10 protein-coding genes are annotated in these 12,359 nt (G+C 70.4%); 6 read left to right on the forward strand and 4 right to left on the reverse strand.

The window, feature by feature from the left end; translation table 11 throughout:
- Nucleotides 1-44: 44 nt before the first annotated feature.
- Both ACFWBT_RS36880 and ACFWBT_RS36885 read right to left on the reverse strand, forming a co-directional pair.
- On the reverse strand, nucleotides 45-578 hold the full coding sequence (locus tag ACFWBT_RS36880) for a hypothetical protein (RefSeq protein ID WP_385707436.1): 534 nt from the start codon (nucleotides 576-578) through the stop codon (nucleotides 45-47).
- Between the two features lie 812 nt (nucleotides 579-1,390).
- A complete protein-coding gene (locus tag ACFWBT_RS36885; protein WP_385707438.1) occupies nucleotides 1,391-1,762 on the reverse strand; it encodes a hypothetical protein in 372 nt (123 codons plus the stop codon).
- A 268-nt stretch (nucleotides 1,763-2,030) separates the two neighbouring features.
- On the opposite strand from ACFWBT_RS36885, the gene ACFWBT_RS36890 reads away from it, so the two are divergent.
- The 3 genes from ACFWBT_RS36890 to ACFWBT_RS36900 all read left to right on the forward strand — a co-directional run bounded on the left by ACFWBT_RS36890 (nucleotide 2,031) and on the right by ACFWBT_RS36900 (nucleotide 4,699).
- On the forward strand, nucleotides 2,031-2,378 hold the full coding sequence (locus tag ACFWBT_RS36890) for a PRC-barrel domain containing protein (protein WP_385707440.1): 348 nt from the start codon (nucleotides 2,031-2,033) through the stop codon (nucleotides 2,376-2,378).
- A gap of 495 nt (nucleotides 2,379-2,873) precedes the next feature.
- A complete protein-coding gene (locus tag ACFWBT_RS36895; RefSeq protein ID WP_385707442.1) occupies nucleotides 2,874-4,115 on the forward strand; it encodes an NAD(P)/FAD-dependent oxidoreductase in 1,242 nt (413 codons plus the stop codon).
- A 158-nt stretch (nucleotides 4,116-4,273) separates the two neighbouring features.
- Nucleotides 4,274-4,699: an ATP-binding protein gene (locus ACFWBT_RS36900; protein WP_385707444.1), complete on the forward strand. Its 426-nt coding sequence runs from the start codon at nucleotides 4,274-4,276 to the stop codon at nucleotides 4,697-4,699.
- Nucleotides 4,700-4,721: 22 nt separating this feature from the next.
- On the opposite strand, the gene ACFWBT_RS36905 is transcribed toward ACFWBT_RS36900, so the two are convergent.
- Both ACFWBT_RS36905 and ACFWBT_RS36910 read right to left on the reverse strand, forming a co-directional pair.
- Nucleotides 4,722-7,064, reverse strand: coding sequence for a SpoIIE family protein phosphatase (locus ACFWBT_RS36905; RefSeq protein WP_385707446.1), 2,343 nt, complete (start codon nucleotides 7,062-7,064; stop codon nucleotides 4,722-4,724).
- Between the two features lie 266 nt (nucleotides 7,065-7,330).
- Nucleotides 7,331-7,609 carry an amphi-Trp domain-containing protein gene (locus ACFWBT_RS36910; protein ID WP_385707448.1) on the reverse strand — a complete coding sequence of 93 codons (279 nt, stop codon included), beginning with the start codon at nucleotides 7,607-7,609 and terminating at the stop codon, nucleotides 7,331-7,333.
- Nucleotides 7,610-7,987: 378 nt separating this feature from the next.
- On the opposite strand from ACFWBT_RS36910, the gene ACFWBT_RS36915 reads away from it, so the two are divergent.
- From ACFWBT_RS36915 to ACFWBT_RS36925, 3 genes are all read left to right on the forward strand, one after another.
- Nucleotides 7,988-10,348: an arylsulfatase gene (locus ACFWBT_RS36915; RefSeq protein WP_385707450.1), complete on the forward strand. Its 2,361-nt coding sequence runs from the start codon at nucleotides 7,988-7,990 to the stop codon at nucleotides 10,346-10,348.
- Between the two features lie 202 nt (nucleotides 10,349-10,550).
- Nucleotides 10,551-11,123, forward strand: a complete 573-nt coding sequence (locus ACFWBT_RS36920) for a hypothetical protein (RefSeq protein WP_385707452.1) — start codon at nucleotides 10,551-10,553, stop codon at nucleotides 11,121-11,123.
- Between the two features lie 325 nt (nucleotides 11,124-11,448).
- Complete coding sequence (locus ACFWBT_RS36925) at nucleotides 11,449-12,300, forward strand: alpha/beta fold hydrolase (protein WP_385707454.1); 852 nt, start codon at nucleotides 11,449-11,451, stop codon at nucleotides 12,298-12,300.
- Nucleotides 12,301-12,359: the final 59 nt, after the last annotated feature.

Genomic DNA, 12,359 nt, shown 5'->3' on the forward strand with positions numbered 1-12,359 from the left:
CAGCCGTCGGGTCGGGCTCGTCCTGGATGGGGGCGCCGAACGGGTCAGGCGCAGAGCACGCGGGTCTCGGGGGTGTACACCGGACCGCCGCTGGTGTTCGTGCTGTCGCTGAACTCGGCGTAGAAGTACGAGTAGAAGCCGATGTTGCCGTTGCAGCCGGAGTCGGCGGCGACCTGAAGGGTGAGCGTGACGGTTCGGCTCTGGCCGGGCGGGATGGTGGAACCGTAGTTCGGGCCGAGGTTGGTGGGTCCCGTGCCCGAACACGGAACGCTGCCGACGGCCGTGGCCAGGTTGCAGCCGGTGAAGCTGTACTTCAGATCGGGCCGCTGGGTGGTCAGCCAGGTGGGCTCGATCGTCTGGTAGACGAACCAGACGTCGTACGTCCGGTGGTTGGTGATCGTCATCGACACGTTCACCGTGCCGCCGGGCAGGGCCGAGGCGCTGTCCGTGGTGAACGTCAGGCCGGCCGGAGCCGGGTCGTCCGCACGCGCGGTGGGGGCCGGCCCGAACAGGGCGAGGGCGAGGGTGAGGGCGAGGACGGAGGCGAGGCCGAGACGTCTCGACTGTGTTGATCGCATGGCCCGGGAGGCTAGGCAAGCGGCGAACGCACCGTCTGCCCCCTTGTGGACACGGAGAGTGATGTCCGGCCGGAAGTGGATGTCCGGTGCCGAGAGCGGGGGAGCGGCGTGGGGAGCGGCCGGTTCCCCGGTTCCCGCACGGCGATGCGGAGTCGGGGAACCGGCGCGGTGGATCACGGCGGCGCCGGACGGTCACGCGGTCCCGCCACCGCTATTGGCGGATACCGAACACACCGCCGGTCGAGCTCCGCTCGCCGGTGAGCTCGGCGCCTCCGTGAAATCGGCCAAGCCGGTCATTTCCGGCCGGGTCGGAGCCGTCCACGGCGGTACCTTCGCTCCCGCTCGCAACGGCTGTGCATGAATCCGGGGGAGTGCGGGCACAAGGAGTCGCAGACCGCTCGTGGATGCCTCCCCCCCCGGCACCCCCGAGCTCTCGGCCCCGCCCGTGGTCCCATCCCCCCTGGACCGCGGCGGGGCCGCTTCTGTCTCACCGGACGGTTCCCGAGGGGGCGCGACCGGGCGACGAGAGAGAACCCTCGATCCGGTGGTGGCCGCGAGCCCGGCGGTGAGGGCGGCCGCCAGGTGCGCGCCGCACCCGATGCCCATCCGGTCCCGGGGCCGACGACGAACCGCGGCGCCCCTTACCCAGGGCGGCCCGCCCCCGCAGTCCGCGGGCTGGCCGCCCCCCAGGTCCCGTCCCCCGCTGCCTTCGCGGCGGAGCCGCCGTCCCGGAGCGGTCCCGGAGCGGTCCCGGAGCGGTCCCGCGGCCGTCCCGGGGCGGTCCCGCGCCGGTCCCGCGGCGGCGCGCCGCGTCAGCCGCGCCGGTCCAGCGAGCGGGCCTCGGCGCGATGGTCGTAGTACGCCCAGGCGCTCATGGCGACCACGGCGGTGAGCCCCGCGGCCGCGATCCGCACGACTCCGGACGTCGTCAGGGCGACCAGCACGATCGCCGCGCCGCCGCCGAACATCAGCACACGGCTGATGACGTGCTGACCGGTCGACTGAGGCTCTTCGCGGTCCTTGAGATCGCGCAGGGCGTCACGGCCCGGGTGCCGGGACCCGCGCCGGGCGCGTGCACGGTACTGGAGCCCATAGCTGATCAGGCCGTACAGCGCGACCGCGCCCAGCGCCCATGGCCACCCCTCGGCAGCGGCGCTCTCCCCGGATATTCGTGCCAGATCCATGACAACTCTCCTCCCCGCGGCCCGGCCCAAGGGCATCCTGCTTCCCTCGAAACCCGCGACTAAGCCCGCCTGTTCACCGCGTCCGACCGCCGTGACGGGAAAACGAGGATTCTCCGGACAGCGGGTGTCAGCGGCCGGGAAAGGGACACCCGTTGACCTCCAGCGGGAAAACACGCTGAGAAAACGGTGATCGGAATCCGGTCACCGAAGCGGGCACCCGCAGGCGACACCGAAGCGCGCGCCCGCAGACGAGTTGGAGGATTCCTTCGTGAACGAGAACCTTTGGGGTTACGGCCCGACCAGCGGTCACACGCCCGACGCCGATCTCACCGGCTACAAGGTGGAGGCGACCGACGGCCACATCGGCAAGGTCGACAAGCACTCCGACGAGGTCGGTTCTCAGTACATCGTCGTCGACACCGGCGTCTGGATCTTCGGCAAGGAGGTCCTGCTGCCCGCCGGAACGATCACGTCGATCAGCCACGAGGACAAGACCATCCAGGTCGCCCGGTCCAAGGACGAGATCAAGTCGGCGCCGGAATTCGACAAGGAAAAGCATCTCGGAGACCCGCACTATCGCGACCAGCTCGGCGGCCACTACGGCCCCGGCCACTGACGCGACCCGAATCGCCGGTGCCGTCCGCATTGCGGGCGGCACCGGCGCTTTTCCGTGTGCGGAGCGCCGCGGAGAAACCGGCGCGGCAGCGCAAGGAGAAACCGGGGCGGCACAGCAAAGGGACCCCGGCTGGACGGGGGAGACCAGCCGGGGCCGTTCATGGGGGTGCGGAGGGTGGTCGCCTCTCGGCGAGCGGCTCCAGGGGCTTCAGCCGGACGATCGTCCCCTAGGGCCGTGGGTGAGGCCAAGGGACACTGTCCCCTCCGCGCCACACCCTTATGAACGGGCGACCATGCCGAAAGGTTCCGCCCCGGGACGGACGCGCCGTATGACCTGCGGCACCGCCGTCCGGCGTGGCCCGCATCCGTCCGGCGCGCCCGACGGGAAGATCGGTTCAGAAGGGTGCGTACGACGGCGCAGGACCGTCGGCATGTGCCCGGACCGCCCCGCGCCCGTGGGCGTGCGGACGGACCGGCTGCTCGGAGGATGATGCCCATGACCGCGAAGCGCGGTGTGTCCGATGTCCTGGTCGTCGGCGGCGGGCTCGCCGGTCTGGCGTGCGCCCGCGATCTCGCTCTGCGCGGCATCGGGGTCCGCGTCCTCGAGGCGTCGGACGGGGTGGGCGGCCGGATGCGCTCCGACCGGCACGAGGGGTTCGTCATCGACCGGGGCTTCCAGGTCTTCAACACGTCCTATCCGCAGGTCCGGCGGCGGATCGCGCTGCGCGAGCTGCGGCTTCGACCCTTCACGTCCGGCATCCTCGTGCACACGGAGGACGGGCCGCTGCGCTTCAGCGACCCGACCCGCGGTCCACGGAGGCTGGGCGACCTGCGTCCCGGGCGGCTCGCGGGAATCCGCGATCTGATCGCACTGGCCGCCCTGTCCGGACGGGACATGCTCGCTCCCGCACGATCGCTCAAGCGCGGGGAGGACCGCACGACGCGCACGGCGCTGGCCGCGGCCGGATTCTCCGAGGAGTTCGTCGAGCGGTTCTTCCGGCCCTTCCTGTCCGGCGTCTTCCTGGAGGACCAACTGGAGACCTCGAGCCGGGTGTTCCATCTCGTCTGGCGCAGCATGCTGCGCGGCACCCTGTGCCTGCCCGGCGCCGGAATCGGGGCGGTGCCGCGGCTGCTGGCCGAGGCGCTGCCCCCGGACGTCGTCCACCTCGGCCTGCCGGTCCTGCGCCTCACGGACGACGGAGTGGAACTGGACGCCGGCGGTGAACTCGCGGCGCGGGCCGTGGTGGTGGCGACGGGGCCGGGCCCCGCCGCTCGGCTGCTGCCCGAGCTGGACCTTCCGGAATACCGCGTCGTGACGACGTACTACCACGCCGCGACCCGTTCCCCGCTGGCCGAAGCCACCCTGATGACGGACACGAGGAGGCGCTTCCTCAACACCTGCGTCCTGAGCCAGGTGGTCCCGGTGTACGCCCCGCCCGGCACGTCGCTGATCGCCACCTCGGTCCTCGGGCACGACCGGGAGGGCCGGGAGACCTGGCTGCGCGACGCGCTCGCCGAGGTGTACGGCACCGACACCGCCGACTGGGACCTGCTGACCGTGCGTACCGTTCCCGACGCCCTGCCCGCGATGCCGCCGCCGCATCCGCTCGGCAGGACCGCCCGGGTGGCCCCGGGCCGCTATGTGTGCGGGGACCACAGGGCCACGGGCTCGGTCCAGGGCGCGCTGGCGTCGGGCGCCCGCGCGGCACGCGAGGTGGCGCGGGACCTCGCCGGATAGACGCGCCGCGCGGGGGAGTCGAGAGGGCCGTCCACCCCCACCCGCACAGCGGCCGGCAAACCCGCGGGAAACGTTCCATCCGCGGGAGGCGCGGCTACGGATCTCCAGTGAGGGAACTCAAGGGATGAACCGCGATGACGAGGATGAAGAGAACGTACATGCAGTCTGTGGTCCCGGCGGCGGGACCACCCGTGCTGCGAGGGCAGCGCAGGGACCTCCGCCGCACGATGACGGAATGGGGCCTGGAGGACGCGTGCGAGGACGTCCTGCTCGTGACCGGTGAGCTGCTCGCCAATGCCTTGGAGCACGGCCGGCCGCCCGTCCGGGTGGTCTGCACCGAGACCCGCACGGACGAGGGCCGGTGCCTGCGGATCGAGGTCACCGACGCCGGGACCGGCCCGGACGTAGGCCTCGTCCGCGCCACCTGGCGGCATCCGTCCTTCTCCCTGGCCGACGGGGGCCGCGGACTCCTGATCGTGGACACCCTCGCCGCGCGCTGGGGAGACGAGCCGACAACCGAGGGACACACGGTGTGGGCCGACCTGGACTGCGCGGCCGCCGGCGTCCACGCGGGGGCCGCGTAGGCGGAGGCGATCCGGTGCGCTGCTAAGGCAGGGTCTGTTCCGTCCAGATCGTCTTGCCCTGCGCGGAGTAGCGGATGCCCCAGTTGTGGCTCAGCTGCGCGCAGATGAACAGGCCGCGTCCGCCTTCGTCGACCGTGCGGGCATGGCGCAGGCGCGGAGCGGCTCCGCCCGTGTCGCTGACCTCGCAGGTGAGCGTGGAGTCCTTGATGAGGCGCAGCCGGATCGGTGGCGCTCCGTGGCGCACGGCGTTGGTCACCAGCTCGCTGACGATCAACTCGGTGGCGAAGGCGGTCTCCTCGTCCACGCCCCACAGCCTGAGTCTGTCCTGGGCGTGGTGCCGTGCGGTCGCGGCCGCCGCCGGCACGGAGTCCAGGGGCCAGGTGGCGACCTGGTCCGGCGGGAAGGCGCGGGTGCGGGCCAGCAGCAGAATGACATCGTGGGTGCCCGACGTGTCGCGCAGCCTGTAGAGGATGTCGTCCCGCACCTCTTGGAGCGGGCGGTCCAGCCGGGTCAGCGGTTCCCGGAGCGGGTCCGACCGGTGCCCGTCCGCGCTTCCGGAGAACGGAAAGGACGTGGTGCGGAGCGCGAGAACGCTGCCGTCCCGCATGGGGATCGAGGCGGTCGCGAAGGGAGGTCCGTCCGGGTTGCCCAGAAGCGGGCCCGTCGGGAGCTCCGGAACGTGCACGACTCCGCCGGGATGAGCGACGACGGGCGCGGGATGACCAGCGGAGGCCATGACACAGGCCTTCTGGAGGGGGTCGTGGACCGCGTAGACACAGCTGGCGGTGAGCGGCTGCTCGTGCAGTGGATCCCCCGGCGGCAGGGCCGCCCGCTCGTAGGCGAGCCGTACGACCGCGTCGTTGAGGCGGGCGAGCAGCTCGTCGGGTTCCAGGTCGAGCGCGGCGAGCGAATGGATGACCGTACGGAGCTGGCCCATGGTCGTCGCGGCGTCGATGCCGCTCCCGCTGACCTCACCGATCGCCAGCGCGGTGCGGGCGCCGGGCAGGCTGAAGGCGTCGAACCAGGTACCCGCTCCCGTGTCGGCCGGGACGTGCAGCGGCGCGAATTCCATGGCCGTCTGGGAGGGGGGTTCCGGAGGCAGCAGGTGGCGTTGCAGCGCCGCCGCGATCGTGTGTTCGTGGGTGTAACGGCGGGCGTTGTCGAGGCTGAGCGCCGTATGCGTGGCCACTTCGTGGGCGACGTCGAGATCGTCCTCGTCGAAGGCGTCGTTCGGTCGTACGCGGTAGAGGCTCAGCAGTCCGAGTACGGCGCCCCGCAGCGCCAGCGGGGCGGTGAGCAGCGCGCGGGCGCCGGAGGCGCGGATGGCGCGGGCCCGGTCCGGATCTGCGTCGAGCCAGGGGGTGCCGCTGTCCAGGGTGACGGCTCGCGATGTGAGATCGCTGAGCACCTGCGAGTACGGTGTCGGCGACGGCATGGCCCGTACGTCGCCGACCGGATGCGCCTGCGCCAGGTGAGCCGGTCCACCGTTGCGGAAGGCCGCGCGGCGCAGGGGGATGTCGCGCCGGAGGGGGCTGAGCGGAGGATCCTCACCTCGCACCACCGCGTCGACGACTTCGACCACCGCGATGTCGGCGAAGCCGGGCACCAGCGCGTCCACCAGTTCCTGGCAGGTCGTGACGACGTCGAGGCTCCGCCCCACCCGCTCGCGCACCGAACCGAGCGCCTCCTGGCGCCGTTCGGTCCGCATGGGCTCGGTGACCTCGGTCATGGAGACGACCAGGCCGTGCGCGTTCCTCAGCGGGAACACCGAGACCTTCGCGAACCGTTCCGGCGGCGAACCGTCCACCGGGTCGAGCCGTACGAGGTGGCCGGTGACGGAGACGCCGTCGGCGAGAACGCCCCGCAGGACGCCTTCGAACTCCTGCGGGCGGGCGGGACGGCACACATCGGTGACCGGGCGGTCGACGGCCTTGTCCGCCGCGACGTCGCACAGCGCGCAGGCCGCGTCGTTGACGCTGAGAACGCGCAGCTCGGAGTCCAGGACGAAGAACGCTTCGCGGGTGTTCGCGCGCGGGACGTCCGGCACCGCGGTCCGGGTGCCGAAGGGGGCGGCACCGTCGTCCGCCTCGAAGAGGCCCCACGCGACCTCGCCGTCGGAGAGCGGCACCACCCGGACGCGGAGGTCGACCGGGTTTCCGTCGATGTCGCGGATGCCCCGGGTCTCGGATCCGCTCTCGGTTCCCGCAGCGTCGCCGGGGTCCCCCGTGCCCGGCACGACCATGCTCAGGGCCGTTCTTCCCACGGCCTCGGACTCCGAGCGCAGCCAGAGTTCCCGCGCTCTGCTGCTCCACCGAAGGACGACACCCGAGCCGTCCACGACCATCAGCGGAGTACCACCACTCACCGGACATCACCTCTGCTGTGCGTCCGGCTGGGCACCCCCGCGTCATGGGACGACTTCGACGGCTGAATCTCACCGGAGGAGGTCAGATAGTGAATCTTGTGCTTCTGGTCCACTAAACGCTGATTTTACTAATGTAGGACCTTGCCGAAGGCGGTGCGCGTCGACGTCTGCGGCCATCGTCTCGATCGAGTGTTCTGTGCCTGGGGCCGCTCGGAGGCCGGCCTGGCCAGGGCGACGCGCCCCCTGTTCGGATGCGGCGAGGTCCCTCAGTTGTCGCCCGGGTCATCTTCCGGAGTGGCCGAGGCTTCCCCGTCCTGGGCTGTCGACCACTTGAGCTCGATCTCCAGTTCTATCTTCCCGTCCCCGACCTCCACTTCGATTTCGCTCTGCAGTTCGTGGGGGATCTGCAGGCTCAGCTTGCCGGGGCCGAGCTGGAGCTCGACACGGCCGCCACCGTCCCTGAGCGCGGCCGAGAGGGCCGCGAGCTGATCGGCAGCCTCAAGGCGTGACAGGGAACTCTTGTGCTCGAATTCGAGGTCCTTCACGGATATCTCCGATCCAGGCAGAAAAGGGTAGGTCTCCGCAATTGTCGTGCCGTGCGTCGCAGGAGGCATCCCTACGGTGGGATGGCTGCTCCAGCCGTCCGCCGACCGCACGCCTGACGGCTCGGGTTGATGATGGCGAACCACGCCGTGGCCGGGCGGTCGGCTCCACGGCTGGATGGGACACCCGGCCCGGTCGCCGCGGTGACGGTGGCGGCCTAGCGTGGAGGGGTTCGGCGGGTCCACTCCAGCCGACGACCGATGACAGGGCCTCCTGTCCGGCCATCCGATCGGGATCCCGTGTCGACGGCAGGGCTCTGTGGCGACGCCGCACGCACAGGCATCACGGGCGCTTGCGCTGCCGGTGGGACGGAGACCGAAATGACGCAGTCGTCGTGGAATGAGTACAGGCCGGGCCAGCGGTTCCCCGGCGTGATCGGGCGGACGACCGACGAGTCGAGTCCGGCGTGGCCGGAGCCGGTGCGGGCGGTGCCAGGCGCGCCGAACGTGCTGTTCATCGTGTTCGACGACGTGGGTTTCGGGCAGTTCGGCTGCTATGGCAGTCCGATCGAGACGCCGAATCTGGACGCACTGGCCGGGGGCGGACTGCTGTACAGCAATATGCACACCACCGCGCTGTGCTCACCGTCGCGATCCTGCATCATCACGGGCCGCAATCACCACGCCAACGGCATGGCAGCGATCACGGAGCTGGCCACCGGCTACCCGGGCTACGACGGGCGCATCCCGTTCGAGAACGGCTTCCTGTCGGAGATGCTGCTGGAGCACGGCTACAACAACTACATGGTCGGCAAGTGGCATCTGATGCCCTCGGAGCAGGAGTCGGCCGCGGGGCCCTACGACCGGTGGCCGCTCGGGCGGGGCTTCGAGCGGTTCTACGGGTTCTTGGGCGGCGACACGAGCCAGTGGTATCCGGACCTGGTGTACGACAACCACCAGGTCGAGCCGCCGGCGACGCCGGAGGAGGGATACCACCTGACGGAGGACCTGGTCGAGCGGGCGATGTCGTTCATCGCCGACGCCAAGCAGGTCGCCCCGGACAAGCCGTTCTTCCTGAACCTGTGCCCCGGCGCGGCACATGCTCCGCACCATGTGCCGGCCAAGTGGGCCGACCGCTATCAGGGACGTTTCGACGACGGCTGGGACGCCTACCGCGAGCGCACGTTCGCCCGGCAGAAGCAGCTCGGCGTGGTGCCCGAGGACGCGCGACTGTCCCCGCACGATCCGGACGTGCCCGCGTGGGAGTCGCTCACGCCTGACGCGCGGCGTCTCGCCGCGCGGATGATGGAGGTCTTCGCCGGATTCCTCAGCCACGCCGACCACCACATCGGGCGGCTGGTGGAATTCCTCAAGGAGAGCGGTGAGTTCGACAACACGCTGATCATGGTGGTCTCCGACAACGGGGCCAGTCCCGAGGGCGGGGTGACCGGGACCACCAACGAACTGCAGGTCTTCAACAACGCGCCCGAGGCGCTGGAGGAGAGCCTGGCCCGGATCGACGAGCTCGGCGGTCCGACCACGTTCAACCACTATCCGTGGGGCTGGACGTCGGCGGGCAACACCCCGTTCCGCCGGTGGAAGCGGGAGACCTACCGCGGCGGCGTCAGCGACCCCTTCCTCGTCCATTGGCCCAGCGGCATCCAGGCCCGCGGTGAGGTGCGCAACCAGTTCGCGCACATCATCGACATGGTCCCCACCGTCCTGGACGTGCTCGGCATCGAAGCGCCCGCCACCATCAGGGGCGTCACCCAGTCGCCCCTGCACGGGGTCAGCTTCGCCCACACCTTCGACGACGCCGCCGCGCCGACACGCCACCGCACCCAGTACTACGAGATGTTCGGGCACCGGGCCATCGACCACGACGGGTGGCGAGCGGTCTGCCCCTGGCCCGGTCCTTCCTTCGCCGAGGCCGGGCGGCCGTTCGGCGTCCCGATCACCACGGCGGACCTCGACTCCCTCGACGCCCACCACTGGGAGCTGTACCACGTCGACGAGGACATCGCCGAGACCCGGAACCTCGCCCAGGAGCACCGCAGCAAGCTGATCGAGATGATCGCGCTGTGGTACATGGAGGCCGGCAAGTACAACGTGCTGCCGATCGACGGCAGTGGCTTCGAGCGCCTACTTCTGGAGCGCCCGCAGCTCACTCGGGCCCGCACCAGCTACACCTTCCGTCCCGGCACCCAGGTCCTCCCTGCCGCGGTCGCCCCCCGTCTCCTCAACCGCCCGCACAGCGTCACCGCCGACGTCGATATCCCGCCCGGCGGCGCGGAGGGCGTCCTGCTCTGCCAGGGCACCAACGCCGGCGGCTGGTCCCTCTACGTCAAGGACGGGCATCTGCACTACGCCCACAACTACATCCAGCGGACCCTCCACCACGTGGCTTCCAGCGAGAGCGTGCCCGAGGGGCGGTGCGCGCTGCGCTTCGAGTTCGAGCCCACCGGCGCCCCCGACATCCCCCACGGAAAGGGGGCACCCGGCCGCGCTCAGCTGTACATCGACGGACGCCTGGTCGGCGACAACGACATGCCCGTCACCACCCCGATCGTGTTCAACCCGGGTGGCATGGCCTGCGGCACCAGCGCCGGTTCCGCCGTCACCCCCGACTACACGGCACCGTTCCGCTTCACGGGCACCCTTCACGGCGTCATCGTCGATGTGTCCGGAGACCTCATCGTCGACGCCGAGAGCGAGATGCGCGTGCACATGGCCCGCCAGTAGGAGGGCGCGCGGTTCGGCAGCATGCCGGCCGGCATGACCGTCGCGTCGCAGCCGGCCGGGCTCGTTCGGCGCTGTTCCTGCGCTCTACGGCTGCACCATCGCTCGATACGTGTTGGTATGAAGCGGTAGGCCCGCCCTAGCAGGCACGGTCCGTCCGGCAGTCAGGTCCTGCTTCGGAAACTCATCCGCGGAGGAGACGCACATGACCTCCGACCCCGACCCGGTCGCGGAATCCGGGCAGGAATCGGTGGTCATCGCCAGCTTCGATGCACACCGTGACGCCGAACGCATGCTGGCATCGCTCGGGCGAGGCTTTCGCAAGAAGGCCCGCAAGGACGGAACGACCGCTGTCGTCATCGGCGCCAACACTGACGGGTCACTGAAGCTGACACGGGCTCGCGTAATGACAGCCAATGACCTCACTTACACCCTGATGTCCGTCTCGCTCGCATGGACGGTCGGACTCATGGGACTCCGGTCGATGTTCAAAGGGGCCAAGAGCGAGGCCCACGCCGCGCACCTGCGTCAAGGACACCTACGGGCGGATGCCCACCAGGCCCACGAGATCCTCGCCGAGGCCGGCCCCCACGCGGCAATCACGCTGGTGCGTTGCAAGGACCAGGACACGCGGCAAATGGTCGTCACAGCCGCCGCCGACCGCGCAAGGCGAAGCTGGGACGGCTCGCTCACAGATCTGCTCGCCGCCCTCGATCCCGGGACCACTCACGACTGGGTACGTGCCGCCCTCGGCGAGCCCACCAGCCCGAACCGCTGAGGCGACTCAGGACGCACACCAGCCCCGTGCGACGGGTACTCGTCCAACCGCGTGAACTCCGCGGTTCGGTGAATGATCCCGTCCTCGATCGTGAAGCGGACAACTCCCTGCTATCGGTCCTGAGCAGGGCGTTTGTGGTGCGGCATATGCCGGGGGCCAGGGCGTGTCCCCTCGATCACTGGCTCGTTGATCTGCCGACGGGCCATCGGGCCCGCCTCACTCTGCCTTCCCGTACGACGCCGCGGCCCGGCGCCGCGGAACTCTCACCGCGCGTCGAGCCGGCGCCGTTGGCCGGCAGGGGGATGCAGCTGCCGGAGAGGATGTCATGAACGACAAGCGCGATCAGTTCGCGGACCTGACGACGGTGAAGATGTGCTACCGCGACGAGGGCGATCCACAGGGGGAGCCGCTGCTGCTGATCATGGGACTCAGCTCGCAGCTGATCCATTGGCCGCAGGAGATCGTCGACGCGCTCGGCGATCAGGGCTACCGGGTGATTCGTCCCGACAACCGCGACAGCGGGCTGACGGAATGGAAGACCACACCGAGCCAGTACTACCTGAGGGCGATTGCGCGTGACACGGTCGAGCTGCTCGACCATCTCGGCATCGAGCAGGCGCACGTCGTCGGCGCCTCGATGGGCGGGATGGTCGCCCAGCTGCTCGCGATCGAGTACACCGATCGCGTGCTCAGCCTGTGTTCGATCATGAGCACGCCGCACATCAGCATCGGCATGGCCGACGGCGATGTGCTGCAGGAGCTGACCAAACCGCTGCCACCCGGTCGTGAGGACGCGATCAAGCAGATCGCCGCCCTGTACGCGACCATCGGCTCGAAGACCCACGCGGACAGCGAGAGCGAGGCCCGCCTCGCGATGGCGGAGCAGGCGTACGACCGCGCGCAGCACCCCGAGGGCGGAACACGCCAGGTGACCGCGGCCCTGATCGCGCCCAACCGCACGAAGGACCTCCAGGGGTTGAGGCTCCCGGCGCTGGTGATCCACGGTGCCGAAGATCCACTGATCAAGATCGCCGGCGGCGAGGCCACCCACGCCGCGATCGCCGACTCCACCTACCTGCCGCTCGACACGATGGGCCACGACCTGCCCGCGCCGCTCCGCGACCAGATCGTCGCGAGCATCGCCAAGAACGCCGGGCGGGTGACAGGCCGCTTCTGATCCTCAGGCCTTGGCGGGGCGCCGCCCCATGGGCTTCCTCCGCGCCGCCAAGACACGGG

Origin of the sequence: Streptomyces sp. NPDC060027, from assembly GCF_042737005.1 — a bacterium.
Lineage (GTDB): Bacteria > Actinomycetota > Actinomycetes > Streptomycetales > Streptomycetaceae > Streptomyces.